This is a genomic window from Roseateles albus (genome assembly GCF_028595345.1).
In the GTDB taxonomy this organism is placed as follows: Bacteria; Pseudomonadota; Gammaproteobacteria; order Burkholderiales; family Burkholderiaceae_C; genus Paucibacter_A; species Paucibacter_A albus.
In genome coordinates this window covers 273,646-300,417 of sequence record NZ_JAQQXT010000007.1, presented here as the reverse complement: position 1 = coordinate 300,417, position 26,772 = coordinate 273,646, and the positions used below count along the sequence as shown (strand labels likewise).

Sequence of the window (26,772 nt, the reverse complement as noted above, 5' to 3'; positions counted from 1 at the left end):
CGGCAGGAACTCCTGTCTTTGAGAGACGCTTTGGGCCAAGGCCTAGCGTCAGCACCTGCCGCTCTCGTCTCTGTCAGGACTATCGTGAAAACCCATCCTCGGATAGGGCCTAGTTGCGTTCGCTCGGCTGTGCTGAGCCTGCTCGCTAGTGCCTGCCTTGCTGCGGCGGCATTCGCCCAGCCTTTGGCCGACTCTGGCCATTCTTCTATTTCTACTACTTCGACCGTCAGGCCAACCTTGGCGCAAGCGCTGGACGCGGCCTGGTCGCGCAGTCTTGAGTCCGCCGAAAGCCGCGGTCAGCTCGGCATTGCCCATGCCGAGCGGCGCGTCGCCGATGCCTGGTTGGCGGGCGCGCCGGCGCTCGAAATGTCGCAGCGCCAAGGTCGTGGCTCGGCTGCGGCAGGCGCGCGTGAAACCGAAATCGGCTTGCAGCTGCCGCTGTGGCGTCCCGGGCAACGCCAATTGGGCGCCCAAGCGGCGCAGGTCGAGCAAGACTGGGCGCTGGCCGCAGAGCGCGCGGCCCGCTGGCGGCTGCTGGGCCAGCTGCGCGAGCTCAGTGGTGGTTTGCGCGCCGCCCAAACCGACGTGGCGGTGGCCGACTCGCAGACGCAATTGCTGCAGCAACTGTCTCTCGACGTGGCGCGACGGGTGCAAGCCGGTGACCTGGCTCCGGCCGACGCGCTGGCCGCCAAGGCCGAATGGCTGGCGGCGCGCTCGCTGCTGGCAGAGGCGGAGCAAAACTTGTTGGCGCTTCGCTCGACTTGGCAGCTGCTGACCGGCTTCCATGTCGAGCCGGCAGCGGAGGCCTTGCTTGCGCCGCAGGACGGGGCGCAAGCGACAGAGCATCCGGCCTTGCTGCTCGCCGATTTGAGCGTCGAGCGTGCGCGCCAGCGTGTGGCGCTCGGGAAGGCGCAGCGTGGCGCGCCGCCGGAGCTGGGCATCAGCATGCGCCAAGAGCAGCCCGGTCAGGGCCAGTCGGCGCAAAGCAGTGTGGCTTTGAGCTTGCGTCTTCCTCTGGGCAGCGAGCCGCCGCAGCAAACACAGCAGTTGGCGGCGGCCTTGGCCGAACAAGAACTCGCCCTCGCAACTGTCCAGCGCAGCCGCCTGCAGATCGAAGGCGAGCAAGCCCTTGCACGCGCTCGCGAGCAATCAGCCGCCGCGCAAGCCGCGGCCGAACGTGAGCGCGCAAGCTTGCTGCGCGAGCGGGCGCGCTTGCTCGACAAATCCTTCAAGCTCGGCGAAACCTCGCTGCCCGACTTGCTGCGTGCCCTCGGTGCCGCCACGCAAGCCGAATCCGCAGCCGAACGTCAAGCTACCGCCCATGCGCTGGCGCAGGCGCGGGTCAAACAAACATTGGGCCTTTTTCCATGAATACATCTCTTTTTCAAGCAGCAGGGCTTGCGCGCATCCGCCAAGCCTGTGTCGTCGTCTGTTGCAGCCTGGCCGCCACTTGGGCCTTGGCCGGCCCTGGCGCCCACGGTCCGAACGGCGAGCATCTCGATCAAGCGCCGGCGGCGGGCGCTACGCTTGCGGCAGGCCCGCGCGTCGAAGCCCAGACCGATTTATTCGAACTTGTCGCCCGGCTTGGGGCTGCTGAGTTGACCCTCATGATCGACCGCTTCGCCAGCAATGAGCCGGTGCTCAAGGCCGAGGTCGAAGTGGAATCCGGCGCGCTCAAGGCCAAGGCCAAATTTCAGGCCGACTCGGGCGCTTATGTCCTGAGCGACCCGGCCCTGCTCAAGCTGCTCGCCACACCTGGCGAGCATCCATTGCTGATCACCATCGTGGCCGGCGCTGAAACCGACTTGCTGGATGGCGTTTTGAGCACCTCGGCCGCAGATGCTGCCGGGCTGGACCACGATGCCGAGTTCGGCCACGGCGAGAGTCGCTTCCCGGCTTGGGCGCGCTGGTTGAGCGGGGGCGTGCTGCTGTTGGCACTGGTCGGCTGGGTGCGCGTGCGCAAAGCCAGAAAACTTGGCATGAACTCGGGAGCACAAGCATGAAGGCATTGACGAGCAAATTTATCAGCGCTTGCCTGCTTTGGCCCGTGCTGGCCGTATTGCCGGCTCAGGCCGGGCCGGGCGCGCATGGCCCGAACGGTGAGCACCTGGATGCGCCGACGGTGGCCGCTGCCGATGGTCTGGCTCGGCTGGCCGATGGCAGCGTCAATATGCCCAAGCTAGCGCAGCGCCGTTTGGGGATCAGAACCGTGTTGGCCCCCGAGAGCGAAGCGGCCGCCACGCTGCTGCTGCCCGGCCGTGTGGTCGCCGATCCGAACGCCAGCGGGCGCGTGCAAGCGACCCATGGTGGCCGCATCGAAGCCGGGCCCAAAGGTTTGCCTGTGCCCGGCCAAGCGGTGCGGCAGGGCGAGGTCCTGGCCTGGGTGCGCCATCATGCCGATCCCTTCGCCGTCGCCTCGCAGCAGGCACAGCGCGCCGAGCTGCGCGCTGGCCGTGAACTGGCGGAACAGCGGGTGAAGCGCTTGGAGGCGCTCGAAGGCACGGTGCCGGCCAAGGACATCGCGGCGGCGCGGGTCGAGGCCCAGTCATTGGCTGCGCGGGAGCAGAGTTTTGCCGCCAGCCTGGATGCCCGTGCGCCGCTGCGCGCGCCGGTGTCTGGCGTGATCGCACGCAGCGAGCTGCAAGTGGGGCGTGTCGTCGAGCCCTCCGAGGTCTTGGTCGAAGTGGTCGACCCGGCGCGCCTGATGGTGGAGGCGAGCACCCCAGACGCTACGCTGGCCGCGCATATTGCGGGCGCCGAGCTCGCCGGATTGCCGGGTGTCAAGCTGCACTTTCTGGGTGGTGCGCTGGCCTTGCGGGACGGGCTTTTGCCGCTGAGCTTCAAGGCCCAATTGAGTGGCGGCAGCTTGGCGCTGGGCCAGCCGGTGGAGCTGGTGGTGGCACTGAAGGAACGTCGCAAAGGCATCGTCTTGCCGGCCGAGGCGGTGGTGCGTAACCCGGCCAATGAGCGGGTGGTCTGGATCAAGCTCAGCGCCGAGCGCTATCTGTCCATGCCGGTGCAAGTGCAGCCGCTGGACGCGAGCCGGGTCTTGGTGACCAGCGGCTTGTCGCCAGACAACCGCGTCGTCGTTCAAGGCGCCGCCTTGATCGCGCAAATTAGATAGGCCGAGCCATGTTCAATTGGATCGTTAAATTCAGCCTGCACAACCGGCTATTCGTCTTGGCCTTTGCGGCCTTGCTGATGGTGGCCGGCGCCATCACAGCTTGGCGCACGCCTATCGACGTCTTCCCTGACCTCAACAAGCCGGTGGTCACCGTGCTGACCGAGGCCGGCGGCATGGCGCCCGAGGAGGTCGAGCAACTCATCACCTTCCCCATGGAAACTGCGCTCACCGGCATGCCCGGCGTGACGCGGGTGCGTTCGACATCGGGGGTTGGCCTGTCCGTCGTCTATGCCGAGTTCGATTGGGGCAGCGATATCTACCGCAACCGCCAACTGGTGGCCGAGCGCTTGAGTCAGTTGCGCGAAACCTTGCCCGCCGGTGTCACGCCGACGATGGGACCGGTCTCGTCCATCATGGGCGAGGTGATGCTGATCGCGCTGCCGCTGGACGGCAAGGCCTCGCCCATGCAGGCACGCGAGTACGCCGACTTTGTGCTGCGGCCGCGCTTGCTGGCGATTCCCGGTGTGGCGCAGGTGATCCCGATCGGCGGCGAGGTGCGGCAGATGCGGGTCGAGCCTGACCCGCTGCGGATGGCGCAGCTGGGCGTGTCGCTGAGTCAGCTCGAGCAGGCCTTGCGCGGTTATGCCGGCAATGCCGGCGGCGGCTTTGTCGATCTGAACAGCCGTGAGTACCTGATTCGCCTGCTGGCCCGCAGCAACAAGATAGAGGATCTGGCCGGCGTTGCCGTGGCCTGGAAAGACGGCCGGGCCGTTTTGCTGGAGCAGGTGGCCACGGTGCGCTTCGCGGCCGCAGTCAAGCGCGGCGATGCCGGTTTTATGGGCGCGCCGGCGGTGATCGTCAGCGTGCAAAAGCAACCGGCCGCCGACACGGTGCGCCTGAGCGGCCAGATCGAAGCGGCCTTGGCTGAACTCAAGCCGGGCCTGCCGCAGGGCTTGGCGGCACCGGTGGTCTTGTTCCGCCAGGCCGACTTCATCAAGGCCTCGATAGGCAACGTCAGCGAGGCGCTGCGCGACGGCGCCATCATGGTGGCCATCGTGCTGTTTGCGTTCTTGTTGTCGGCGCGTACGACGCTGATTTCGCTGATCGCCATTCCGCTGTCTCTGGCCGTTACGGCGCTGGTGTTCCGCTGGCTGGATCAGTCCATCAATGTGATGACGCTGGGCGGTCTGGCGATCGCGATCGGCGAGTTGGTCGATGACGCGGTCGTCGATGTCGAGAACATCTTGCGCCGCCTGAAGGACAACCGCGCCGCCGCCCAGCCGCGGCCGATCTTGGAGGTGGTGCGCCAGGCCAGTGTCGAGGTGCGTTCTGGCATCGTTTATGCGACCGTCATCGTGGTGCTGGTGTTTGTGCCGCTGTTCGCGCTGCCCGGCATCGAAGGGCGCTTGTTCTCGCCACTGGGCATTGCCTATATCGTCTCCATCCTGGCTTCGATGCTGGTGTCGATGACGGTGACGCCGGCGCTGTGCACATATCTGCTGCCGGGCATGAAGCGCCTCGATCATGGCGACAGCCCCTTGGTGCTGAAGTTGAAGGCCTGGGATGCCAAGCTCTTGAATTGGTCCTTCCCGCGCGCCCGCGCCCTGATCCTGGCGGCCGGCCTCGCAGTGGCGCTGGCCGTGGCCAGCGTGCCCTTCTTCCCGCGCGCGTTTTTGCCGGCTTTCAATGAGGGCAGTTTGGTGCTCTCGCTCTTGTTCAACCCCGGCACTTCGCTGGCCGAGTCCAATCGCATGGGCGCCTTGGCCGAGCAGCTGATCAGCCAGGTGCCGGAGGTGACGAAAGTTGGCCGGCGCACCGGCCGCGCCGAGCTCGACGAGCATGCCGAGGGCGTGCATTCGGCCGAGATCGATGTGGACCTGGCGCGCGGCGGCAAGGCCGTGGACCGCGAGGCGGTGATGGCCAAGATACGGGCTCAGTTGGCCGTGCTGCCCGCCCAAGTGGCGATAGGCCAGCCGATCTCGCACCGGCTCGACCATCTCTTGTCCGGTGTGCGCGCGCAGATCGCGGTGAAGATCTACGGCGATGACACCGACACGCTGCGCGGCTTGGCCGAGCAGATGCGGGTCGGACTGTCTGGCATTCCGGGCCTGGTGGACTTGACGGTGGAGAAGCAGGTCTTGATCCCGCAGGTGCTGGTGCGCATTGATCCGCGCCGACTGGCGCAGACCGGCTTGTCGCCGGGCGAAGCGGTGCGCGTGCTGCAGGTGCTGACCGATGGCGCCCACGCCGCGCAGATCGTCGACGGCCCGCGTCGCTTCGATCTGGTGCTGCGCTTGGCCGATGGCCAGCGCGGGCCACAAGACTTGGCCCGCATGCTGGTTGACACGCCGGCCGGCCGCTTGCCGGTCTCCAGCTTCGCGACGGTCGAAGAATCCGACGGGCCGAACCAGATCGGCCGCGAGAACGGACGCCGCCGCATCGTCGTCTATGCCAATACCGACGGCGCTGCCGGAACCGATATGGCCCATGTGATCGCAGATATCCGCCAGGTGGTCGCCAAGACCAATCTGCCCACGGGCAGCTTTGTCAGTCTGGAGGGGCAGTTCCAGGCGCAGGAGCAGGCAACGCGCTTGATCCTGGGCCTCTCGCTCGTCTCGCTGACGATGATGTTTCTGGTGCTTTACTCGCGCTACCGCTCGGCCGTGCTGGCGGCCATCATCATGGCGAATATCCCGCTCGCTTTGATCGGCGCCGTGGCGGCGATGTGGGTGAGCGGTGTCAGCCTGTCGGTGGCGACCATGGTGGGCTTCATCACGCTGGCCGGCATCGCGACGCGCAATGGCATCCTGAAGATCAGTCACTACATCAATCTGTGCCGATTCGAAGGCGAAGTCTTCGATCAGAAGATGATCGTGCGGGGTTCGCTGGAGCGCCTCACGCCGGTCTTGATGACGGCGCTGGTGGCGGCCTTCGCGCTGACGCCGCTGCTGTTCGCCGGTGATGCGCCGGGCAAGGAAATTCTGCACCCGGTGGCGGTGGTGATCTTCGGTGGCCTGATCAGCTCGACCCTGCTCGATACTTTGCTCACGCCACTCTTGTTCTGGCGGCTCGGGCGCAACGCTACCGAGCGACTGTTGCAAGAAACCGAAGCGGGCGAGCGCAGCGACGCCGGCGCGCCGGAGCGCGAAGCGTTCTGAAGCTTGGAGTGAGAATGCAGGTCTCGCGGCGCCGCCTGCTCAAAGGCGCCGCATCCGATGGAGTGAAATCAAAATGTTGAAAGCAAGACTTTGGGCACTCGCCCTGGCATTGGGGCTGAGCTCTTTGACCCTCACTAACGCGATGGCTCATGGCAGCGCCAAACCACAGCATGGCGGCGTGGTGCAAACCGCCAATGACGTCAGCTTCGAGCTGGTCGTGCTGGCCGATGGCGCGCTGATCTATCTGGTCGACCATGACGAGCCCATGAGCTCGGCGGGCATCAGCGGCAAGCTGACGGTGTTGAACGGCGCCGCCAAGACCGAGGCCGAGATCAGGCCGGCGGGCGACAACAAGCTTGAAGCCAAGGGCATCAAGATCGGCAGCGGCGCCAAGGTTGTGGCGAGCTTGAACAATGTTGAAGGCAAAACGGTCACGGTCCGTTTTGCGATCAAATGAAGCGACCGATAGCGCTGACCACCGGCTTGGCGCTCGGCCTTGCGCTGCTCGGCGCTCAAGTGCGTGCCGAGCTGATCGAGATCCAATGGAACGAAGCCGGGCGGTTTGAGCATGCCAAGCCACTGGCTGCGGGCAAGTTTGTCGAAATCTGCGGCAAGCTGGACAAAGCCAGGCCGGTCAGCTGGCAGTTCGGTGCCGAGCGAGCGCTGAACTTCAACATTCACTTTCATGAAGGCGAGAAGGTCACTTACCCGGCCAAGGTAGAGGGTGCCACTGCCGCTGCGGGTTTGTTGAAGATCGTCAGCGAGCAGGACTACTGCTGGATGTGGTCGAACAAATCGGATCAAGCGATTGAGCTCAAGCTGGGCTTGAGCCGCTAGATTAGATGAGCAGGGTGGTTGCCGCCTGGCTTGTCGACGCGCTGGGCCAGGTATCGCTGCAAAAGGGCTGCTATTGCCGTTGATTTCAGGGCATCTGGCCATGCGTGCGGCCCGACTATTTGTGACTCACTTCGTACGCAAATGGAGGGTGTTCATGATGCTGCTGCATTCCCGGCCTTTTTCTTCTGCATCGCTGTCTCGGCTGTCGCGCTGGGCGGGCAGCCTGTTCGCCGCGATATTGGTGGGCTGCAGCCATGGCGGTCATCAGGACGAGGTCGCGGTGGTCACGCCGCCACCGCCGCCCGTCGTGGTCGCCGATCCGACGCTGCTGTTGAGCAGCGTGGACGGCGGGGCCAGCTTGCTGGGGGCGATCAACGAGTTGCCGCTGGAGTCCAGTGCGGCAGCGACCGCCTACGCGAAGTTCGAGGGTACGGCGTGGATTCACGGCATCAAGTCCAGCGGCCACGGCCTGGTCTTCAATAGCGCGGATAACAAGTTTTACGCGGTCCTGAACGGTGCCGGCGCGGACAAGTTGGGCATGTTGATCAGCTTCGACCCGGCCACCGACAAGCTCACCCTGCTCAAGAGTCTGCCTCGACGCAGCTACCCCAAGGTGACGGGCATCAATGCCGAGACCTTCGAATTCGAGGCGCCTAACGGCTTCTTCAGGCGGCCTTTGCTGAGCCCGGACGGCAAGGCGATGCTCTTGCGCAGCAGCTACGGCGGCGTCGACGATCGAGGTGCGCTGATTCACATCAATCTCGATACTAAGAGTGCCGACTACCTGTCGGACAGTCTGGTCTACAGCTTCTTCGACTACGAAAAATCGCGCGGCAACTACTGCGATTCGCTGCGCAATAACGGCGACGATCAGATCTCCGAAATGGTCTGGGGCCTGGACCCCGCAGGCAAAGCGGTGGTCTATATGGCCGTGCAGGGCGTCGCCTACGATGTGTCCTTGGCCAGCAATCCGACCGAGCCACGCAACTGCAATCTGGCCACGATAGACGGCAAGACCATAGACAAGATCATGGGCCGCATGTTTGCCTTGAAGCCCGGCGATGCGAGCGATCTGGCCAAGCCTTGGTCCTATAGCCATGGCTATTCCACCTTCGACCCGCTGCTGCATCTGGGCCGCCAGCTGTATTGGGACAGTCGGCAAAAAGCCGTCCGCTGGACGACCGAGAGCGTCGGTGGCGGCATGCTGGACTTCTATGCCGGGGGCGATGGCGGGCCGCGGCTTTATTTCGGCGCGACCGAGCAGTGCTTCCGCCTGCAAGGCCTGTTGCCGCTGAACCTGGGCGGTGACTCGATCGCCATGTGCTCCGGCCTGAACGGCTCCGACACCGTGCCCGACTCGCCGCCGCGCATCTTCCACTACACCGCCAACGGCTTCTTTACCCAGCATGCGATGCTCAATAACTTTTATCCCGAGCGCAAGTTCATCAATGGTGCGACATCCTCGTTGGCGTCGCGGCGCGTCTTTATCAATGGTGGCGATCTCAGCTCCGATTGCAGCGAATCCGTCACGGTGCCTTGTCTTGCCGATTCGACGCTGGAGGAGTTGGATCCGGTGACGGGCTATTTTCAGCAAATACTGGCCAAGGGCGATATGACCAGCAGCGGTCGTCTGTTCCTGGGCGACCCGGCGGTGGGCGCTGCGATGACCGAGCCGATGGCCGACCGCTATGTGGTCTGGTTCGGCGCGATGGTGAAGGGCTACTCGGCGGTGCTGAACAAATACGACCGCTCGACCGGCAAAACCACGAGCTTGCCGCTCGATCCGAAAACAGGTGCCCACCCGCTGGGCCCGCTGCTGGACTTGGGCAACGGCCAGGCCATCGCTCGCGTGTTGGCCGCCGCGCCCGCGCCGAACCCCAGGGCCGATAAGGCTTACGAGGGCGTCGGTGGCTATGCCGGTGGCCCGGGCATGTTGGCCTCACAGCAGGGCTATGCCTGGTTCGATTTGAAGACCAAGCAAATGCTGCGCAGCGTGTCGCAGGATCGCGCCATCAAGGCGTTCTCGCAAGAGCGGGTCAAACTCGACGACGGCAGCCTGTGGGAGGCGATTGTTTACAACTTGAACGACGGCTTCGGCGACTGTCGCGCTTTCAACAAAATCGATGCGAGCAGTGGCAAGTTGCTGCCGCTGAAGGCCGAGCGTTGTGACGACACCAGCTTTCCGTCCGATCCTTTTGCTTTGGCCGGGCGTGGCAGTACGGCGCTCTATCTGCCGTTTTGGAAGGCCAATGTCGATGCAGCCAAGGGCTACGCCGACGCCACGCTCGCCTGCATGCGTGTTGATAGTCCGGCGGCCTTTATTCGGTCCGATGCCTTGGGCCCCGCGCAGGCTGGCTTCGGCAACGCCCATCGCATCGTCTATGGCGCCAGCTACTCGCCCGCCAACAAGGCCATGTATCTGGCCACGGCCAAGCTCGCCGATGCCGACCAGGGCACGATCTTCGAGGTGGACAAGGGCGTGGCCGACGCCGATTTGTGCAAGGCCAAGCCGGTGATAACGCCGCTCGTCAGCGGTTTGAGCGATGTGCCCTCGACGCGTATTTTCTCGCTCAAGAGCGGCGTCTTGGCTTACGGTACATCGAACGGCAAGCTGATGAAGTTGGACCCCGCCGCCAAGTCGGTGGCCTTGCTGGCCGACCTGCGCACGGCCAATGCGGCCAGCTCGGTGGTGCGCGGCTACTTGGCCGAGGCCAAGGAGAATGTGCTGGCGCTGCTCGTGTTTGACTACGACGCCGGCGGGCGCAATACGGCTCGGCGCTTGGTGACGGTGGACGTGCTGACGGCCAAGCAGTCCAGCCGTGACGTCACTCAACTGATCAGCGAGAGCGAGCCTTATCCCGGCGTGATGCGCTTGAACTAATCTGGCTGCGCCGACGCGCGGAAATCAAGCCGCACTTCCAGGCCGCCTAGTTTTTCACTGCGCCCCACTTGCAGCTCTGCGCCATGCAGTTCGGCGATGCGCCGCACGATCGACCAACCCAGGCCGCTGCCGCTGGCTTCATTGCCGAGCACGCGGTAGAAGCGCTCACCCAGGCGCTGCAGTTCGGCGTCCGTCAGGCCGGGGCCGCTGTCATTGATCTGCAGCTGCAGCCGGCCGGCATGGGCTTGCAGCAAGCTCACCTCGATGCGCGCGCCGGCCGGGCTGTAGCGCAGCGCGTTGTCGATCAGATTGCGCAGCATGGCGCGCAGCAAGGGCTCGTTGGCGGCGATCTCGGGCACAGGCCCGGGCTGCATATCTAGGGTCAGGTCTTGCCTACGCTGCAGGGCGGCCGGTGCCAGGTCGGCCAGCACTTGGCGCAGCAATGCGCTCAAATCGAGTGGCAGGCAGGGCGGCCGCTCGCCGCCTTCCAGCCGCGCCAACGTCAGCAGTTGATCGACCAGCCGGGTGGCACGGTCGCAGCCGAGCAGGGTCGCTTGCAGCGCATGCCGGCGCAACTCGGCATCGGGCTCGGTCAGCGCGACTTGCGCTTGAGTGCGTATCGCGGCGATGGGCGTGCGCAGCTCATGCGCGGCGTCGGCGGTGAAGCGCCGCTCGGCTTGCATCATCGCGCTGATGCGCTCGAACAGGCCGTTCATGGCCTGCAACATCGGCAGCATTTCGGTCGGTGCGTCCACCGGAGTCAGCGGCGCCAGATCAAGCGCCGAGCGCTCGGCCAGGCTGCTGCCGAGCTCGCGCAGCGGCGCCGTGCCGCGCCAGACCGCCCACCACACTGCTATGGCCAGCAAGGGCAGGGCCAGCGCCATCGGCCAAAGCGCGCCGCGCAAGACCGCCCACAGGATCGCCAAACGCGAATCGATGCGTTCGCCTACATAGACCTGCACATCGCGTTCGGCCCCAAAGGCGGCGAACACGCGCCAGCGCTGGCCCTCGATCTGGGTGCTGCGCAGACCCTGGCGGAAGCCCTCGTCAAACGCAATCATCGGCGTCGCCGGAGCATTGGCCGAGCGCTGCAGCAACTGCCCTTCGTGGAAAACTTGAAAGGCGACCTTGTTGGCGTAGCGGTGCAGGGTCGGGGCGTCGATTGCTTGCTCGTCGCTTTCCGCCTCGCCCTGTTGTTGCGCCACCAGCAAGGCGGCCGCCTGGGCGAGATGGCCGTCCAGCAACTCATCGAGTTCATGGCGCGCATCCAGCCAGACGGTGGCGGCCAGGCCCAGCCAGATCAGCAGCACCGCGCTCAGCACCAGAGCGAGCAGCCGCCCCTGCAGAGATTTTGGACCGCGCAGCATCAAGGCGCTGCCTCACGCAACAAGACATAACCGACACCGCGCACGGTCTGTATCAAATCCGCCCCGAGCTTGCGGCGCAGGTGGTGGATGTGAACTTCGACGGCATTGCTGTCGACCTCCTGGCCCCAGCTATAGAGTTGCTGCTCCAGCTGTTCGCGCGACAGCACGCGGCCGGCGCCCAGCATCATGGCCTGCAGCAGATCGAATTCGCGGGTCGACAAGCTCACCGCCGCGCCGCCGCGCAGCACGGTGCGGGCGGCCGGATCGAGCAGCACATCCTGCGCTCGCAGCAGCTCTTGCGGCTGACCCGCGGAGCGACGCACCAGCGCACGCAGCCGGGCGCCTAGCTCGAACAGATCGACCGGCTTGATCACATAGTCATCGGCGCCCAGATCCAGGCCGCGAATGCGATCGGGCACCGCGTCTCGGGCGGTCAGCACCAGCACCGGCAGCGTGATCCCGTCCCGGCGCAGGCCGGCCAGCACATCCAGGCCATCTTTCAGCGGCAGGCCCAGGTCCAGCACGGCGGCCGCATAATTTGCAGCCTCAGCGCGCAACTCGTGCTCGGCGGCCAGGCCGTCGCGCACCCAGTCCACCACAAAACCCTGCTGGCGCAGGCCGGCACGCAGGCCATCGCCCAGCAAGGCATCATCTTCGGCAAGCAGGATTCGCATGGGCTGATTATTGAGCCTGCACGCCGTCAATCGTCATCATCGTGACTACTTTGATGGCGGGCGCTGATCCCGGGGCGGTCCGACAACTTGGACGGTGCATCCTGCCATTGCCACCACCAAAAGCCCATGACCACGGCAACTAGGAGCAGGGCCAGCGGGCTCATATTCTGCTTGACCAGATCGGGACCTTTGCCGGGCGAGCGACCGCTCAGCATGGGGCCGGCATGGTTGTGGCGGCGCAGCAGGCTCACCCCCGCGATCAAGGCCAGATGAGCCAGCACAAGGCCTAAGCTGGCATTGCCCAGCAGCTCATGCAATTCCTCCAGTGCATCTTCCCAGCGATTGCCCCACCAAGCCTGCTCCAAGCCGACACCGCTGAGCGCGGCCGTCAGGGCTGCCAGCAGTATCGCCACCACCGCCAAGGTGTTCAGCCCCTGGTAGCTGGCGAGCAGATTGCCCTTGCCCTGCGGCCAGGCCAGCAACTGCTGCGGCAGGCCGCGCAGCTTGCTGAACCAGCCCGACAGGCGAACGCGCTTGGGCCCCACCAAGCCCCACGCCAGCCGGGCCAAGACCAGGCCCAAGCCCGTGTAGCCCAGCGTGACGTGGAGCAAATGCCAGCGCTCGCTTTCGGCGCTCAGGTAGGCGCCGGTGAAGCTGAAGGCCAGCAGCCAGTGCAGCGCCCGGGTCGGTGCGTCGATGACGCGGCGGCTGGGCGGGTGGCCCGGCGTCGCCAGCGGCGATTCATTTGGGGATGCGGATGCGGTGTTCATTGAAGTTTCCTTGTTCGGCGGTGGTGTGGCAGGCGGCGCAGTTGGCGGCGCTCTTGATGCTGGCGCGCTGCCAGGTGGCGGCGGAGATTTCGTCGTGCTCTCGCACAAACCAGGCCGAGCGCGTGATGCGATCGGCGGGCGGCGCTGCGTTGCCCACGCGCTTGTAGGTGCCGGCATTGCCCACAAGCCAGCGGCTCAACTCGTTCACGCTGGCTGCATCCAGCGAGGCGTCGGAGCCGAAATGCTTGGGCAGGTTCGCCATCAAGCGTTGCCAGGACGCGGCCGGCAGCATGCCCGGCGGATAGGCCAGATGGCAGGCCGCGCACTCTTGCTGATACTTGGGCAGCAAGGGGACGGATGCGCCGCGCCGGCCATCGTCATCGGCATGAGCCGCGCCAGCGGCCAGCAGCGTCAGGGCCAGCCAGGGCAACAGCAGTGAAGTTCTCATCATGTGGCTCTCCTCAGGGTTTGAGCGTGATCAGCCAGGCCAGCACATCGGCCTTCTCGGCCGCGCTGCATTCGCGGCTCAGCACATCCTTGCAGTTGCGCCGAAACCATTTCTCGACCTTGGCGGGGTCGCTGAAGCGTTTGGGGTTGAAGGCCGGCGCCAAGGCGTCAATCGGCTTGCCGGTGCCGGCATGGCGCCCCGCCGCGCTGGGCAGCGCCTGGTGGCAGGACGCGCAGCTCCAGTCCCCGCCATGGGTGACGGTGAAAAAGCGCTGGCCCAGCTTGGGGTCGGCGCTGCGGCCTGCCTGGGCGCTGTATTCGGCCAACAAGTCAGCAGGTGCGGCCTTGGCCAAGCCGGCGAGGGCGGTCAAAAGAGCCAGCAGCCCGCTGAAAAGGAGTGTGCGCGTGTTCATGAACTGCATCTTGCTGGCCCAGTCTTAGGGCAGTCTTAAGGATGCTTCAGCCGCTGCCTTGCGCTACATCAGTGCCTTGATCTGGGGCAAGTCGACAATCATCTGCATGCAAAACAAAGACGAGATTGACCCTTTTGCGGGCCTGAACCATGCTCAGGCTGCGCAGCGTTTGCTGGAGGATGGCCCCAACGAGCTCAGCCCGCCGAAGAAGCGCACGGTCTGGCATATCTTGGCCGATTTGGCGCGCGAACCTATGCTGCAACTGCTGCTGGCGGCGGGCGCCATCTACCTGCTGCTGGGCGACCGGGGCGAGGCCTTGATGCTGCTGGCCTTTGTGCTGCTGACGGTGATCATCAGCGTCAGCCAGGAGCAGCGCACCGAGCGCGTGCTGGAGGCGCTGCGCGACCTGACCAGCCCGCGTGCGCTGGTGATTCGTGACGGCCAGCTTGAGCGTATTGCCGGCCGCGAGGTGGTGCGTGGTGACCTGCTCGTGCTGACCGAGGGCGACCGCGTGGCCGCCGACGCGCTGCTGCTGGAGGCGAATGACTTGCAATGCGATGAGTCGCTGCTCAGCGGCGAATCCTTGCCGCTGTCCAAGCGGGCGCCGCCGGGCCCCTCCGAAGCCGAGGAGCACCGCGTCTTCGCCGGCGCCTTGGTGGTGGGCGGCCAAGGGCGGGCGCGTGTCACGGCCACCGGGCCGCGCAGCGAGATGGGCCGCATTGGCAAGTCGCTGGCCGAGATCGAGGCGCCGCCAACGCCGCTGCATCAGCAAACGAGGCGCTTGGTCAAGCTGTTCTCGGTCTTGGGCCTGAGCCTGAGTGCCGCGCTGGTAGTGATCTATGGCTTGCTGCGGGGCGACTGGTTGGCGGGCCTGCTGGCGGGCATCACGCTGGCGATGTCGATGCTGCCGCAGGAATTCTTGCTGATCCTGACCGTCTTCATGGCCATGGGGGCTTGGCGCTTGTCGCGCCAGCGCGTGCTGAGTCGGCGCGCCGCGACGATTGAAACGCTGGGTGCGGCCACCGTGCTGTGCACCGACAAGACCGGCACGCTGACCGTCAACAAGATGGCGGTGGCCGAGTTGACCCTCGCTGCTGGTGCAGATGCGACAAGCGCCGGCGAGTTGTCAACTTGGCAAGCGGATGAGCCGGCCTTGCCCGCGTCCTTCCATCTGCTGCTCGAGTACGCCGTGCTGGCCAGCGAGCGCGATCCCTTTGACCCGATGGAGAAGGCCTTGGTGGAGCTGGGCCAAGCTCAGCTGCCGGCCACCGCACAGCATCCGAGCTGGACCCTGCAGCATGAATATGCGCTCAGCCCCGAACTGCCGGCGATGACCCATGTGTGGCGCCGTGACGATGTGGCCGCTGCTGCTGCTGCTGCTGCTGCTGCTGCTGCTGGTGACGATGGCGAGGGCGCCGGCTTTGTGGTGGCGATCAAGGGTGGAGTTGAGGCGGTGCTGGGCCTGTGCCGCAGCAGCGACGCACAAACCCAGGCCTTGTTGCGGCAGACCGAGGCGATGGCCGCGCGCGGGCTGCGAGTCTTGGCCGTTGCCCGTTCCACTTGGCCCCATCCCTGGCCGGCTGTGCCTTGGCCCGCCGATCCAGCCGGTTTTGACTTCGAATTGCTGGGCCTGACCGCCTTTGCCGACCCACTGCGTCCCGAGGTGCCGGCGGCAATTGCCGAATGCCGCGCTGCGGGTATCCGGGTCTTGATGGTCACCGGCGACCACCCTGCAACAGCCTTGGCCATCGCCGCGCAGGCCGGCCTCGCCAACAGCCCGGCCGCGCTAACCGGGGTCGAGATGGGCGCATTGAGTGCCGCTGAACTGGACCGTCAGCTGCAGGCCACCCAGGTGTTCGCCCGCATCAAGCCGGCGCAAAAGCTCGCCTTGGTGGAAGCGTTGAAAGCGCAGGGCGAGGTGGTGGCGATGACCGGCGACGGCGTCAACGACGCGCCCTCGCTGAAGGCTGCCCATATCGGCATCGCCATGGGCGGGCGCGGCACCGATGTGGCGCGCGAAGCGTCCAGCTTGGTGTTGCTGGACGATAACTTCGCCGCCATCGTGCAAGCAGTGCGCCTGGGGCGGCGAATTTTTGACAATCTTCGCAAGGCGATGGCCTTTGTGCTGGCGGTGCATGTGCCGATTGCCGGCCTGTCTTTGCTGCCGTTGCTCTTGGGCTGGCCGCTGATCCTGTCACCTGTGCACATTGCCTTTTTGGAGTTGCTGATCGACCCGGTTTGCTCGATCGTGTTCGAGGCCGAGCCCGAAGAGGCCGGTGTGATGGCGCGCCCGCCGCGCGACCCGGCAGCGCCCTTGTTCTCCAAAGGCTTGCTGGCCTGGAGCTTTTTGCAAGGCGGCCTGATTTTGCTGGCGGTGGGCGGCTGGTTTGCCGCTTTGCTGTCTTACGGCGTGGCCCCCGAGCCGGCGCGTGCCTTGGCCTTTGTGGCCCTGGTGGCTTGTGACATCGCCTTGATCCTGGCCAACCGCAGCTACAGCGGCCCGCTGCTCGCGGGCTGGCTGCGGCCTAACCGGATGTTGGGGTGGATGGTGGCGGCAACAGCGGCCTTGCTGGCGCTGGCCCTGGGTCTGGCGCCCCTGCGCGAGGTGTTCAAGTTCGAGTTGCCACCGACCGAGTTATTGGCCGCCTCCTTGCTGCTGGGCGGCGTGGTCTTGCTCTTGCTGGAGGGGCTGAAGCGCCTGTTCTTGAATCGTCCTTAGGCGACCTCATTGAGCCGGTTGCCCGAGCTTGCAGAAGGAGGCGAGGGCTTGGGCGGAGGAGGTGGAGCGGGGGCCTGCGCTTGCGCAGCTGCCTGCTTGGCCTGGCGGGCCGCGTTGGATTTTTGTGCGGCAGCATTGGCCTGTACTTGGGCCTGTTGCTGCTGTTGATTGGCTTGAGATGCGGGCGAAATCGGCTTGCTCATGAACTACTCCTCGCTGCGGATGTGGATCTGGCCGAGGGCGATTGTGGGCCTAGACCCAGCGGTCAGCAAGGGCGGGCCAGAGCCCGTGCTGGCCTAAAAGGCGCAGAAGTGAACAGTAAACGACATCTTGTCGTGCTGAAACCGCGTCTGAACGCTGCGTTACGGCACACTCTGAGTTGAAGGCGAGGTTCTAAGCCGCAGATCGAGGCCAAAGAGGCGATATGCAACAGCAGCGACGTAAATTGATGATGGGGCTGGGCTTGGGGCTGATGTCCCGGCGCCCCCTCGCCGCGCCGCAAAGCAGGCCGCTCCTGCGCGTCTTGGCCTGGCCGGGTTATGCAGAGCCCGAGGTCATCAAGAGCTTTGAGCAAAGCAGCGGTGCCAGCGTCGAGTTGACGCTGATCGATTCCGACCTCGATCTGTGGCAGAAGATGAATGCCAAGCAGGGTGCGAATTTCGATGTCTTCGCCGTCAATACCGCCGAGCTGCAGCGCTATATTGGCCAAGGTTTGGTGGCGCCGATTGAGCGCGCCTTGATCCCGAATCTGGCCTTGCAGTTGCCGCGCTTTCGTCAAGCGGCGGCCATCCCGGGCCTGAACGCCGGCCAGGATGTGCTGGGCGTGCCCTTTGCTTTTGCCGAGATGGGGCTGATCTATGACCGCCGGCAGCTGCAGAAGGCTCCGGACAGCATTGCCGCGCTGTGGGACCCCGGCTTGTCGCGCCGGGTCGTCGCCTACAACGGCGGCACGCATAATTTTTCCTTGGCGGCGCAGTCCCTGAATCTGCCGGTGCCCTTCCGGCTGAGTGACAAGGACTGGGCGCCGGCGGTGGATCGCTTGATCGCGCTGCGGCGCAATGCGGCGGGCTTTTACACCCAGCCGGAAGAATCGGTGGCCCTGTTCAAGAGCCGCCAGGCGGCGCTGATGTTCGCCAATTTCGGCCGTCAACAATTGCTGCTGCTCAAGGCGGCGGGCGTGGACGCGGCCTACGTCATTCCCAAAGAAGGCGCGCTGGCCTGGCTGGACTGCTGGGTCATCAGTCTGGCCGCCCAGCAAAATTCCCCCTTGGCCCATGCTTGGATCAATCATTTGCTGGGCGAGTCGGCCAGCCAGCTGCTGAGCAGCCGCCAGGGCCTGGGCAATACGACGCAAGAAACGCCCGACTATCCAGCAGGTGACAAGCTGATCTGGCTGCAGACGGTGGAAAACGAAGCGCGCCGCAATCATCTCTGGCACCGCATCCTGTCGGGCGACCGGGCGGCCAAGGTGTTGGCGCCATGAAGTACGGCATCGCCTTCAAGCTGGGCGTGCTGCTGGCGGTGGTGGGCGTGGTGGCGGCCGGCATGAGTGGCTTCTATGCCTATCAAGCCAGCCGCGATATCTTGCTCAAGTCGGCTCGCCAAGAGTTGCTGACCTCGACCCGTGTGCTGGCGCGGCGCATCACGCTGAGCCGCGAGGAGATCAGCCGCAATTTGCAAGTGCTGGCCACTCATCCGGCCGCGCTGCAGGCCTTGCGAGCTGCTGATGCGGGCCCGGCGGCGGATCAAGCGGCGGATCAAATGGCCACCCTGTTCGCCCAGCTGATGCGGGCCAACCCCTCCTACTTTCAGCTGCGCCTGATCGCTGCCAGTGACTATGGCTTGGAGCGAGTGCGGGTCGACAGTGCTCAATCCGGCTTGCTGCGTGTCAGCGGCGATGCGCTGCAGGAGAAGGGGCATTTTGAGTATGTGGCCGACACCTTGAAGCTGGACACCGGTGAAACCTATCTGTCACGGGTCAGCATCAACCATGAGTTAGGCCCCAATGCGGGGCAGGAGCAGCCGACCTTGCAATTGGCGATGCCGGTCAGGGCCGAAGGCGCAGACAAGGCGCTGGGCTTGATCGTCGTCAACATCGATTTGAAAGGCATGTTCGCACTGCTGCAAGCCGATCTGCCGACGGGCTACCAGGTTTTTTTGGTCAATGGCGAAGGCGACATCTTGATCCATCCGGATGCCAGCAAGACCTTCGGCTTCGACCGCGGCCAGCGGGCCTTGATACAAGACGAAATGCCGCAAACGGCCGAGGTCGTCAGCGGCAAAGTCAATGCCGCGGTGTTCGAGACCGCAGGCAAGGACGCTGACTATCCGCCGAGGGTGGCGGCTTTTATCGGCCAGCCCATCAAGGTGCGCTCGAACGAGAGCCGCATGGTGCTGGGCGTCGCGCAACCGCTGGCCGATGTCTTGAGCCGCAGCCAGCCCCTGGCGCAACAGCTGCTGCAGATCGTCTCCTTGCTGTGCTTGTTGTGTCTATTCCTGGCGGTAGGCTTGGCGCGCGCGATCACGCGGCCCATCAACGCGGTCAGCGCGGCGGCGCAGCGCTTTGCCGAGGGCCAGCCTTCGGGGCCGTTGCCGCTGGCGCGCAAGGATGAAATTGGCAGCCTGGCGCGCAGCTTTGCGCGCATGCAGGCGCAGATCACCGAGCAATTGGCCGACCTGCTGCACAAGCAGGAGGCGCTGGAGCATCTGGCCCAACATGACATGCTGACCGGCCTGCCGAACCGACGTCTATTGGAAGAGCGGCTGGACGCAGCCATCGCCAACGCGCGGCGCCACGGTGGCGGCATCAGTGTGCTCTTCATCGACCTGGATCGCTTCAAGCAGCTGAACGACCGCTATGGCCATGACGCCGGGGATGCCGTTCTGAAAATCATCGCGGGCCGCCTGCAGGGCATGATGCGCGAGGTCGACACGGTGGCACGCCTGGGCGGCGACGAGTTTGTGGTGCTGCTGGACACGCAGACCGGCGAGGAGCATGTGCTGGGCATCGCCGACAAGCTTCTGAACGGGCTGACCGCGCCAATCTCCTATCAAGGGCAGGAGCTCAGCCTGGGGGCCAGCATAGGCATTGGCCGCTACCCGCAGGACGGCCAGACGCGCATCGAGATCATGGCCAAGGCCGACAAGGCCATGTATGAGGCCAAGGTGGTCGGGCAGGGCGGCGTGCGTTTTTACTCGGGCGCGCAGTAGCCGCTCAAGCGACCGGGCATGTCAGGCCAGGCTGCGCTTAAAGGCCAGTGCGGCGTCGGTGCTCAGGTGCCGCAAGATGCCTTGCTCGCGGGCGCCCCAGGCTTGACCATGAGCGAGGTCCAGCACCAACACGCCGGGGATGGCGTCGTCGCCGACCATGGGCGCGAAAACCCGCGTCAGGCCCGAGGCCAGCGGCTGTTGCCGCTCCGACCAATCGCGGCTGCAAGCCGCGCAGGGGTGGCTGGGATCATCCAGCGCCACGCTCAGCGCGAGATCCTCATGCTCGCCCTTGGATGATTCGCCCAGGCGCAGCGCGCGGCCGGCAGGGTCGGGCCGGTAGCTGGCTAAAAGCTCAACGCCCAGCACCGAGCGCAGCGCGCGGCCCAGGGCGGTGAAGATCATGCCGGGGCTGGGTTGGCGCCACAGCTCGCGGCTCAGGACTACCAACTGCTGCAAGTCCTCATGCGCCGTCTGCAGCTTGTTCATCCGAGTCTCCTTGGCATGCGCCAAGGCCCGGGCATGTTGGCGTTCATTGCGGGCGATTTCGATCTGTTGCCGTGCATGTTTGGCGGAGATATTCCAGCTGTTTTGGCGCGCAATGGCGGCCCGCCTGGCCATGGCATAGGCCTCTTGCGGGCGAGCGGCTTGGTCGAGGGCTTCGGCGGCGGCGTCCAAGAGGCTGGGCGGCACCTGGAAGCCTTCCAGTGCTTGCGCTTGCTCCAGCGCCAGATTCAGCCAGTTGAGCACCGCCTCAGGCGTGCCGCCGCTGCGTTTTTCGATTTCCGCCAGCAGCTGGCGCAGCTCCACCAGGCTTGATTTTTGTTGCTGCACGGCAGCGGCCTTGGCTGCCTCTAGCGCAACCTCGCGGGCTTCGTCCAGCCGGTTCAGATGCATCAGCGCCCGCGCCCGGCCCAAGACCACGTTGTTGCGCATGTCCGAGGCATGGGCCTGCATTTCACGCTCGCCCAGCATCTCAAAATGCTGCAGGGCGACCTCGAAATGGCCCTCATCCAGCTCGGTCTGGCCGAGGTAGTTGAGCGCCAGCATCGAGGTGTGGCTGTTCGGGTGTTGAGACAGTGTTTGCAAACATTCGCGCAACAGCTCGCGCGCGGAACCGGTCTGGCCGACTCGCCGCAGCGCCTCGCCGGTGTGGGCCAGACACATGCCGATCGAGCCCGGCCAGCGCACCTTGCGCGCCAGGGCCAGGCCTTTCTTCAGCCATGCCAAGGCGGTCTCAAAGTCGGCAATCTGGGTGTAGGTGTAGCCCTGATTGGAGGCCACGGCGATGGCGCGGCGCACCTGGCCCGACTCGAGGCTGGCTTCATAGGCCAGGTTCAGCCAGCGAGCAGCTTCCAGATAGTCGGATGCAAGGCCATGCTCAAGCGCCCGGTAGTCGGCCAAGGCCGCGCTGCACTGCGGGCTGAGGCCGTCGACCTTGTGCGGTAACTGCTCCGACCAGGTGATGCGGGCCAGTTCGAAATCCCGGAACAGGTCCGACCTGGCCAGGCTGGCGCGGTAGTAGAGCTGGCGCTCGCTGTCCTGTGCCTGATCGGCCAGGTCGACCGCGTTCTGCATCGCCTCGCGGTGCGCGTCGACTTCGCCCCGGTCGACATGCATGCTGGCGCGCAAGCTGTGCAAATCGGCCTGGGCGCTCGCATTCGGGTAGGCCGCAAACTCGGCCTGCGCCCTGGCCAGCAGCGGCTCGGCTTCGTCCAGGCGCATGGTCAAAATCGCCACCTCGGCCTGGATCAGGAACAGGCGCCCGCGCATATGGCTCAGCGCCGCTGGGTCGACAAAAGCGACCTGCTCCGCCTCCTGCTCCAGCTCCGCTTGCAGCCCGTTGGCCAGGCTCAGCGCCTGCGGGCTATTGAGCTGGCGCAGCCCCCAAGCGACGTACAGCCGCGAGTTCCAGTCCGCGCGCTCGTTCAGCAGTTCGCCAGCCGCCAGCACATCGTGCTCCAGCGGGAACAAAGTGAACTCATTTGCTAATGCCATCGAAGCCACCCTGAGGTTCAGAAACTGCTGTCCCAAGCGCCCGCTTCGGGCGCAGGGAAGCAAATTAACACAAAGCCGGCCGGCTCAGTCGCCGGAATTGGCGCAGCTGATAGCTTGACCGGCCTGCCAAGCCGGCGCCTGGGGCGCGATCTTGAAAATCGCCGCCGGCCAGGCACTGAGCTGGGCGCCCGCTTCGGCTGCTATCCTCATCATGGGCCGACCGGGCCATGGCCTAGACCAAGCTGTGATTCGCCATGCTTGGCCAGTCTTGAGCGCAAAGAGTCGAACGCAAACAAGGGTTGAAGATGATGAAACAAATGGCCTTGAGCTGGGTCTTGCTCTGCAGCGTCGGCTTGGCCGGCGCCGCCGAAGAAGTGAAATTCCGCACCAGCTTCAACAGCAGCGGCACGGTGCTGCGCAATATCGTCAATGAAGCCTGCATTGACGGCATCGTCTATCTGATCTTCCAGAGTCAGAGCAGCAACGCTACGCTGCCGAACGTGACGACCGCCGTGACGCCCAAGCTGCAGGAAAACGGCAGGCCCGTGACCTGTACGGCGGAGCAGAACTTGCGCAAGTAGGCTTCGCCTTCGCCTTCGCCTTCGCGTCTAGCGAGCAGCAGTTCTCGGCAAGGTCAACTTGCCGCTGCTGCTGAAGCGCACGCTGCCAAACAGGCCTCCGGCCAGCTTGCCGTTGACGGTGTAAGGCATTTCACCCCGCTCCGCCGCATCGCTCATGCCCATCGCTTGGCGCACGGCAGCAAAGGCGGATACCGTCAAAGGCACTTCCAGCAAGGTCTCGCCGAAACGCGGCACCACGCCTTTTTGATCGCTGACGCCGCTGGCCAAGCTCTTGCCGTTGAGTTCGAGCTCCAGCGCCACGCCGTCAAACTCGACCGCCGCATCGTTCGGGTTTTGCACCCGCAGCTTGACCAGAAAGCGCAGCTCCAGTCCCTCGCCCTGCAGGGGCTCCAGCCCCGCCACCGTCACCTTCAAGGCGTCCCGCTGCCCCAGCGAGGCGCAGCCCACCAGGGCCAAAGGAAGCAGGCCGAGCGTGAGACCGCGCAAGAAGCTGCGCCGCGCCGATGAAGTCTTGATCGCAGCCATGCTTCAGCCCCAGACCTTCAGCAGCCAATGGTTCAGCTCGGTCACCTCTTCCATGCACATCGAGTGCTCCATCGGGTATTCATGCCAGGCGACCTTGTAGCCCAGCGCCGTCAGCGTGTCTCGCGCATGTATGCCGCGCGCCATCGTCACCATCGCGTCCTGGCGACCATGGGCCATGAAGATGGGCACCAGAGCATTGGCATCATGGCGCTCGGCCGCGGTGCTGGCAGCCAGCGGCAGATAGCCCGACATGGCCACCAAGCCGCCCAAGCGCTCGGGGTAGCGCAGGCCGGCCAGCAGCGTCATCGCGCAGCCCTGTGAAAAACCGGCCAGCACGATGCGGTGGGCGGGTACGCCGCGCTCGCGTTCGATGTCGATCAGGGCATGCACCTCGCGGATCGAATCTCGCAAACCCGCCTCGTCTTCGCGACGCTGCAGCTCCATGCCGTAGAGGTCGTACCAGGCACGCATGCGGTAGCCGTTGTTGAGGGTGATGGGTCGCTCGGTCGCGCGCGGCAGCACAAAGCGCACCGGGCCAACCGCCGACAAATCGAGCGCATCGCACATGGGAATGAAGTCGGCGCCATCGGCGCCCAGGCCGTGCAGCACGATCATGCTGGCGCTGGCTTTGGCGGGGGCTTGGACGGCGGGGCAGAGTTCTATGGTTTGAAGCGTCATGGTGAGTGAGGGGATGTCGTCCGAGTTGGTGGGCGTGAAAGTTGATCGCGGCAGGCCTGGGCTTGGGCGTGATGGTAGCGGCTGGCGTGCTCGCTCGGGTTGTCTCGCCTTGTTGCGACCCTGCATCTGTGTCAGCATGGCGCCCCAATGGGCGGAGCACTTGCCCGGCTAAAGCAGGGCAAAGCAAAACGGGGGGGCGAGAATGAGTGTTTGGCGGGCCGTGACATCTGCAGTTCTGAGCCTCTGGCTCGGGGCGGCCCAGGCTTTTGACGGCCCGGTCAAGCTTTGTTTTGAGGACAGCTCGGTCTACCCTTGGATCACCGGCGACGACAAGGGCCTGGCCCTGCTGCAGTTGACGCTGGTCGAAAAAGAGCTGGGCCTGAAGATCGAATACAGCCGCCTGCCCTGGCGGCGTTGCCTGCTGGAGGTCCAGACCGGCCGCATTCACGCCGCGATTGCGGCCAGCTACAACAGCGAGCGTGCCAGCTGGGGCAGCTACCCGCTCAATGTGGACGGCAGCCTCAACCGTGAGCAGCGCATGCACACCGACAGCTTCCATGTGTTCAGGCGCATTGACAGCCCGGTGCGCTGGCTCAATCAGCGCTTTGAAAACATCGCGGGGCAGCCGGTCGGCGTGCAACTGGGCTATAGCGTGGGGCGCAATATCGAGGAGCTGGGCTACCCGGTCAAGAGCGCCCGCAGCGCCGAAGACCTGCTGCGCATGTTGGAGGTCGGCGTCTTGCAGGTCGTGGTCTTGCAGCGTTATGAGGCGCAGCGGTTGCTGAAAGCCCGGCCTGAGTTGCATACGCTGCTGGTGGAAGACGGCCCGCCGGTCAAGGTGGCCGATCAATACCTGTTGTTCAATGGCCAGTTCCATGCCGGCAACGAGGCGCTGGTGAAATCAGTCTGGGCGGCGATCGAGCGTGCACGCAAGAGCAAAAAGTATCAGGAAGAAGAGGCCCTGATGCTGGGGGCCGAGGCCCGCGCCAAATAGGTCATCGTCATCGTTTGCCCTGCGGTGCGAACTGCGCCAGGGCTACGCCGCTCAGCGTGATGGCCGCGCCGAGCAGCTTGATTGCGCCGAACTGCTCGCCGGTGCTGGCCCAGGCGGCCAGGCCGGCAATGGGAGGCATCAAATAGATCAAGGGCGCGGTGCGCGCCACGCCGCGCTGAGCGTTGACCCAACCCCAGGCCAGCCAGGTGATGAAGCCGATGCAGACAATCGCCCAGGCCGCACCCAGCCAGAGCAGCGGCGACACAGCGGCCCAGTTCACGCGCGCCGCCTTGGGTCCGGCATAGATCAAGACCGGCAGCGTAGCGGCCAGGCTGGCGTAACACATGACCAGGACGGCGCCGAGGCGCTCGATCAGCGGCTTGGCGGCGACCGTGTAATAACTGAACATCGCAGCGGCCAGCAACAGCACGGCGTCGCCGCCGCTGGCTCGCCAGTCGGCAGCCAGCAGCTTGTCTGACATGAACAGCAAGGCGCCGGCCGCCGCCACCGCGATACCCAAGAGCTGCGCGCGTTGCAGGCGCTCGACCCCATAGGCGCGCAGGATCAATAAGGTGAACACCGGCCCGCAGGCCAGCAAAACCGAGCTCGAGAACGGCGTCGAAAAGTGGATGCCGTAGCTGCTCAGAGCCAGGTGCAGGCCTTGGCCCAGCAGCCCTAAGCGCGCCAGGGCCCAGGCATCGCGGCGCGAGACGCGTGGCCAGTGCAGGCCATATCGCTGCAAGAGCAGGCCCGTCACCAGCAGCGGCATCAGGGCAAAGCGCAGGAACAAAAAGCCTTCCGGCTGCATGGCCGTCAACAGCGCTTTTTGCAGCGGGAAGTTCAGGCCCCAGGCGATCACGATGGCCAAGCCGACGGCCAGGCTGTGCGGGGACGAAGGGCTGGGTTTGACGTTATTGGCGCTGGGCATGGCGGCATCTTGCCTGATGCCGCCCTAACCCTATATTGGCACCGCTACCGACGCCGCTACCTTTCGCGTCGCAGCGTGCCCATCATATTGTCGGCGCGGCCCAGCATGAAGACGCTGTAGACCCCATTGCTCACCAGCGGCAAGGTCGAGATCGAATAGGCCGCCGTGCTGCTGGCGCTGGAGTTGACGCTCAGCAGCGAGCTGGTGCTGGATGACAACAAGGCGGGCGTCGAGCTGCTGCCTGGCAGCACATTGGTCGCGATGGCGCTGTAGTCGACCGACAGCGTGAGCCCTGAGTTCAGATTGCTGACCGCATTGACAAGCCGCATCTTGACCGCGCCGGCCGTGGCGGCCAGTCGGTTGTCGTCGCTCAGCACGGTCAGCTGCGGCGCGGCGCTGTCGCCCCAGACCAGCAGCGTGTAGTCGCCGCCGGCCTTGAGATTTGGCGGAGCCAGGCTCATTGGGTTGCCGTTGACGTTCACGCTCAAGCTGCTTGAGCCGGCGGCGCTGTTTTGATATTCACCAATGGCCGGCGAGGCGGCATTGCTGATCAAGCTGGCGCCATTGAGTTGCGCCGTGACGCGGGCACCGTCGCCAAAGGCGCTGATCACACGGGCACGCACATTGCCGTTGAGGAAACTGCTGGCCTGTGCTTTTTGTTGCAGCAAGATGCCGTTGACCAAAATGCCGCCTTCATTGGAGGTGACGATCAGCGACGCCACATCGGTCGAGGCCAAGCTGATGGAAGGGATGTCCAGGCGCACCTCCTCCTTCTTGCCGGCCGTGGTGACGCGCAGGCGGTAGCTGCCGCTGTTGATGGTGTTGAAGCCGCTGGTCAGACCGCCGGCAATATTGCTGGCGATGGCGGCCTCGTTGTCCAGGCTGTCACCGATCACGGACAGATAGAAGTCCAAGGAGCCCGAATCCGGCGCCAGATTCATCACCAGGAGCTTGGCTTTGCCGCTGTCGGCGGCGGTTTGGTCTTCTTGCAGCATGCTGGTGTGGACGGCGCCGGCCCAGCCGTAGGCGATCATGGTGTAGTTGCTGCCCTTGTTCAGCGAAGGCGAGAGGCTGGCCACCGTGGTGCCGATACCGGTCGTCTGGATCTGGCTGCTGGTCGTCCCGGTATCAACGCTGGTATAGGCGCCCACCGAGCCGTAAGCCACATCGGCATTGACGCTCTTGTCGTTGACGCTCAAGGCCAGGCCGGCATAGCTGCGCGTGGCATTGAGCAGGCGAATATTGGCGTTGTTATCGCCCGAGCCACTGCTGCCGCCACAGGCGCTCAGCAGTAAGCCTGCGCAGGTCAGCGTCAGCAGGCCCCATTTTTTTGGAGAAAGAAAGTTGGATCGCATCGAGAAAACTCCGTTGAAAGGTGCTGCGCGATTGGGCTTGAGCTCTGTTGCTGAGGCGTGTGGCCACATTGCGGGCGCGTGAAGTCTTGTTGCTGGGCGCACTTAGGGCGAGCTCC

23 protein-coding genes are annotated in these 26,772 nt (G+C 65.0%); 12 read left to right on the top strand and 11 right to left on the bottom strand.

Translation table 11 applies throughout. The features are described from left to right. Positions 1-237 precede the first annotated feature (237 nt). The 7 genes from PRZ03_RS13555 (at position 238) to PRZ03_RS13525 (ending at position 10,000) form a co-directional block, all read left to right on the top strand. Positions 238-1,371 carry a TolC family protein gene (locus PRZ03_RS13555; RefSeq protein WP_273600788.1) on the top strand — a complete coding sequence of 378 codons (1,134 nt, stop codon included), beginning with the start codon at positions 238-240 and terminating at the stop codon, positions 1,369-1,371. After that, the gene (locus PRZ03_RS13550) at positions 1,368-2,003 is read left to right on the top strand and encodes a hypothetical protein (RefSeq protein ID WP_273600786.1); all 636 of its coding nucleotides are present in this window, start codon (positions 1,368-1,370) and stop codon (positions 2,001-2,003) included. The genes PRZ03_RS13555 and PRZ03_RS13550 overlap by 4 nt, the downstream gene beginning before the upstream one ends. After that, positions 2,000-3,124, top strand: a complete 1,125-nt coding sequence (locus PRZ03_RS13545; RefSeq protein ID WP_273600785.1) for an efflux RND transporter periplasmic adaptor subunit — start codon at positions 2,000-2,002, stop codon at positions 3,122-3,124. Before PRZ03_RS13550 ends, PRZ03_RS13545 begins: the two co-directional genes overlap by 4 nt. An 8-nt stretch (positions 3,125-3,132) precedes the next feature. Beyond that, entirely contained in the window at positions 3,133-6,282 is a 3,150-nt protein-coding gene (locus PRZ03_RS13540) for an efflux RND transporter permease subunit (RefSeq protein WP_273600783.1), read from the top strand. Positions 6,283-6,358: 76 nt separating this feature from the next. Beyond that, on the top strand, positions 6,359-6,739 hold the full coding sequence (locus PRZ03_RS13535; protein WP_409993962.1) for a hypothetical protein: 381 nt from the start codon (positions 6,359-6,361) through the stop codon (positions 6,737-6,739). Then, positions 6,736-7,119: a hypothetical protein gene (locus PRZ03_RS13530; protein ID WP_273600781.1), complete on the top strand. Its 384-nt coding sequence runs from the start codon at positions 6,736-6,738 to the stop codon at positions 7,117-7,119. Before PRZ03_RS13535 ends, PRZ03_RS13530 begins: the two co-directional genes overlap by 4 nt. A 154-nt stretch (positions 7,120-7,273) precedes the next feature. Beyond that, positions 7,274-10,000: a hypothetical protein gene (locus tag PRZ03_RS13525; protein ID WP_273600780.1), complete on the top strand. Its 2,727-nt coding sequence runs from the start codon at positions 7,274-7,276 to the stop codon at positions 9,998-10,000. Here the strand turns inward: PRZ03_RS13525 and PRZ03_RS13520 are convergent. From PRZ03_RS13520 to PRZ03_RS13500, 5 genes are read right to left on the bottom strand one after another with little or no spacing between them, the layout of a single operon-like run. Next, complete coding sequence (locus tag PRZ03_RS13520; RefSeq protein WP_409993960.1) at positions 9,997-11,367, bottom strand: ATP-binding protein; 1,371 nt, start codon at positions 11,365-11,367, stop codon at positions 9,997-9,999. The genes PRZ03_RS13525 and PRZ03_RS13520 overlap by 4 nt on opposite strands. Next, positions 11,367-12,041 (bottom strand): winged helix-turn-helix domain-containing protein, encoded by a 675-nt coding sequence (locus PRZ03_RS13515; RefSeq protein WP_273600779.1) that lies wholly within the window; start codon positions 12,039-12,041, stop codon positions 11,367-11,369. The genes PRZ03_RS13520 and PRZ03_RS13515 overlap by 1 nt, the downstream gene beginning before the upstream one ends. A 26-nt stretch (positions 12,042-12,067) precedes the next feature. Then, positions 12,068-12,811 carry a cytochrome b/b6 domain-containing protein gene (locus PRZ03_RS13510; protein WP_273600776.1) on the bottom strand — a complete coding sequence of 248 codons (744 nt, stop codon included), beginning with the start codon at positions 12,809-12,811 and terminating at the stop codon, positions 12,068-12,070. After that, the gene (locus PRZ03_RS13505; protein ID WP_273600774.1) at positions 12,783-13,262 is read right to left on the bottom strand and encodes a diheme cytochrome c; all 480 of its coding nucleotides are present in this window, start codon (positions 13,260-13,262) and stop codon (positions 12,783-12,785) included. Before PRZ03_RS13505 ends, PRZ03_RS13510 begins: the two co-directional genes overlap by 29 nt. Before the next feature lie 10 nt (positions 13,263-13,272). After that, positions 13,273-13,671, bottom strand: coding sequence for a DUF1924 domain-containing protein (locus PRZ03_RS13500; protein WP_273600772.1), 399 nt, complete (start codon positions 13,669-13,671; stop codon positions 13,273-13,275). 106 nt (positions 13,672-13,777) lie between these two features. On the opposite strand from PRZ03_RS13500, the gene PRZ03_RS13495 reads away from it, so the two are divergent. Then, on the top strand, positions 13,778-16,390 hold the full coding sequence (locus tag PRZ03_RS13495) for a cation-translocating P-type ATPase (protein WP_273600771.1): 2,613 nt from the start codon (positions 13,778-13,780) through the stop codon (positions 16,388-16,390). On the opposite strand, the gene PRZ03_RS13490 is transcribed toward PRZ03_RS13495, so the two are convergent. Next, entirely contained in the window at positions 16,387-16,593 is a 207-nt protein-coding gene (locus tag PRZ03_RS13490; RefSeq protein ID WP_273600770.1) for a hypothetical protein, read from the bottom strand. The genes PRZ03_RS13495 and PRZ03_RS13490 overlap by 4 nt on opposite strands. 221 nt (positions 16,594-16,814) lie before the next feature. Between PRZ03_RS13490 and PRZ03_RS13485 the strand changes: the two genes are divergently transcribed. Further along, positions 16,815-17,873, top strand: coding sequence for an extracellular solute-binding protein (locus PRZ03_RS13485; protein WP_273600769.1), 1,059 nt, complete (start codon positions 16,815-16,817; stop codon positions 17,871-17,873). After that, on the top strand, positions 17,870-19,600 hold the full coding sequence (locus tag PRZ03_RS13480; RefSeq protein WP_263532531.1) for a diguanylate cyclase domain-containing protein: 1,731 nt from the start codon (positions 17,870-17,872) through the stop codon (positions 19,598-19,600). The genes PRZ03_RS13485 and PRZ03_RS13480 overlap by 4 nt, the downstream gene beginning before the upstream one ends. 21 nt (positions 19,601-19,621) lie before the next feature. On the opposite strand, the gene PRZ03_RS13475 is transcribed toward PRZ03_RS13480, so the two are convergent. Beyond that, positions 19,622-21,595 carry a tetratricopeptide repeat protein gene (locus tag PRZ03_RS13475; RefSeq protein WP_273600768.1) on the bottom strand — a complete coding sequence of 658 codons (1,974 nt, stop codon included), beginning with the start codon at positions 21,593-21,595 and terminating at the stop codon, positions 19,622-19,624. 305 nt (positions 21,596-21,900) lie between these two features. Here PRZ03_RS13475 and PRZ03_RS13470 point away from each other — a divergent pair, with 305 nt between their 5' ends. After that, entirely contained in the window at positions 21,901-22,176 is a 276-nt protein-coding gene (locus tag PRZ03_RS13470) for a hypothetical protein (protein ID WP_273600767.1), read from the top strand. A 27-nt stretch (positions 22,177-22,203) separates the two neighbouring features. Here PRZ03_RS13470 and PRZ03_RS13465 read toward each other — a convergent pair whose 3' ends face one another. Together PRZ03_RS13465 and PRZ03_RS13460 are read right to left on the bottom strand one after the other, a co-directional pair. Next, the gene (locus PRZ03_RS13465) at positions 22,204-22,701 is read right to left on the bottom strand and encodes an LEA/WHy family protein (protein ID WP_273600766.1); all 498 of its coding nucleotides are present in this window, start codon (positions 22,699-22,701) and stop codon (positions 22,204-22,206) included. A 3-nt stretch (positions 22,702-22,704) separates the two neighbouring features. After that, a complete protein-coding gene (locus tag PRZ03_RS13460; protein WP_273600765.1) occupies positions 22,705-23,379 on the bottom strand; it encodes an alpha/beta hydrolase in 675 nt (224 codons plus the stop codon). Positions 23,380-23,599: 220 nt separating this feature from the next. Here PRZ03_RS13460 and PRZ03_RS13455 point away from each other — a divergent pair, with 220 nt between their 5' ends. Beyond that, on the top strand, positions 23,600-24,373 hold the full coding sequence (locus PRZ03_RS13455; protein WP_273600764.1) for a substrate-binding periplasmic protein: 774 nt from the start codon (positions 23,600-23,602) through the stop codon (positions 24,371-24,373). 7 nt (positions 24,374-24,380) lie between these two features. Here the strand turns inward: PRZ03_RS13455 and PRZ03_RS13450 are convergent, their stop codons facing one another. Then, positions 24,381-25,301, bottom strand: a complete 921-nt coding sequence (locus PRZ03_RS13450) for a DMT family transporter (RefSeq protein ID WP_273600763.1) — start codon at positions 25,299-25,301, stop codon at positions 24,381-24,383. Positions 25,302-25,357: 56 nt separating this feature from the next. Next, on the bottom strand, positions 25,358-26,656 hold the full coding sequence (locus tag PRZ03_RS13445) for a DUF4397 domain-containing protein (RefSeq protein WP_273600762.1): 1,299 nt from the start codon (positions 26,654-26,656) through the stop codon (positions 25,358-25,360). Between the last annotated feature and the right edge of the window lie 116 nt (positions 26,657-26,772).

What these genes read in the sequence shown, in the direction of transcription:
- PRZ03_RS13520 (WP_409993960.1), bottom strand. Translation starts at nt 11,367, where the DNA reads ATGCTGCGCGGTCCAAAATCTCTGCAGGGGCGGCTGCTCGCTCTGGTG.
- PRZ03_RS13510 (WP_273600776.1), bottom strand. Translation starts at nt 12,811, where the DNA reads ATGAACACCGCATCCGCATCCCCAAATGAATCGCCGCTGGCGACGCCG.
- PRZ03_RS13515 (WP_273600779.1), bottom strand. Translation starts at nt 12,041, where the DNA reads ATGCGAATCCTGCTTGCCGAAGATGATGCCTTGCTGGGCGATGGCCTG.
- PRZ03_RS13545 (WP_273600785.1), top strand. Translation starts at nt 2,000, where the DNA reads ATGAAGGCATTGACGAGCAAATTTATCAGCGCTTGCCTGCTTTGGCCC.
- PRZ03_RS13475 (WP_273600768.1), bottom strand. Translation starts at nt 21,595, where the DNA reads ATGGCATTAGCAAATGAGTTCACTTTGTTCCCGCTGGAGCACGATGTG.
- PRZ03_RS13485 (WP_273600769.1), top strand. Translation starts at nt 16,815, where the DNA reads ATGCAACAGCAGCGACGTAAATTGATGATGGGGCTGGGCTTGGGGCTG.
- PRZ03_RS13450 (WP_273600763.1), bottom strand. Translation starts at nt 25,301, where the DNA reads ATGCCCAGCGCCAATAACGTCAAACCCAGCCCTTCGTCCCCGCACAGC.
- PRZ03_RS13540 (WP_273600783.1), top strand. Translation starts at nt 3,133, where the DNA reads ATGTTCAATTGGATCGTTAAATTCAGCCTGCACAACCGGCTATTCGTC.
- PRZ03_RS13525 (WP_273600780.1), top strand. Translation starts at nt 7,274, where the DNA reads ATGATGCTGCTGCATTCCCGGCCTTTTTCTTCTGCATCGCTGTCTCGG.
- PRZ03_RS13530 (WP_273600781.1), top strand. Translation starts at nt 6,736, where the DNA reads ATGAAGCGACCGATAGCGCTGACCACCGGCTTGGCGCTCGGCCTTGCG.
- PRZ03_RS13490 (WP_273600770.1), bottom strand. Translation starts at nt 16,593, where the DNA reads ATGAGCAAGCCGATTTCGCCCGCATCTCAAGCCAATCAACAGCAGCAA.
- PRZ03_RS13465 (WP_273600766.1), bottom strand. Translation starts at nt 22,701, where the DNA reads ATGGCTGCGATCAAGACTTCATCGGCGCGGCGCAGCTTCTTGCGCGGT.
- PRZ03_RS13445 (WP_273600762.1), bottom strand. Translation starts at nt 26,656, where the DNA reads ATGCGATCCAACTTTCTTTCTCCAAAAAAATGGGGCCTGCTGACGCTG.
- PRZ03_RS13460 (WP_273600765.1), bottom strand. Translation starts at nt 23,379, where the DNA reads ATGACGCTTCAAACCATAGAACTCTGCCCCGCCGTCCAAGCCCCCGCC.
- PRZ03_RS13480 (WP_263532531.1), top strand. Translation starts at nt 17,870, where the DNA reads ATGAAGTACGGCATCGCCTTCAAGCTGGGCGTGCTGCTGGCGGTGGTG.
- PRZ03_RS13470 (WP_273600767.1), top strand. Translation starts at nt 21,901, where the DNA reads ATGATGAAACAAATGGCCTTGAGCTGGGTCTTGCTCTGCAGCGTCGGC.
- PRZ03_RS13550 (WP_273600786.1), top strand. Translation starts at nt 1,368, where the DNA reads ATGAATACATCTCTTTTTCAAGCAGCAGGGCTTGCGCGCATCCGCCAA.
- PRZ03_RS13505 (WP_273600774.1), bottom strand. Translation starts at nt 13,262, where the DNA reads ATGATGAGAACTTCACTGCTGTTGCCCTGGCTGGCCCTGACGCTGCTG.
- PRZ03_RS13495 (WP_273600771.1), top strand. Translation starts at nt 13,778, where the DNA reads ATGCAAAACAAAGACGAGATTGACCCTTTTGCGGGCCTGAACCATGCT.
- PRZ03_RS13500 (WP_273600772.1), bottom strand. Translation starts at nt 13,671, where the DNA reads ATGAACACGCGCACACTCCTTTTCAGCGGGCTGCTGGCTCTTTTGACC.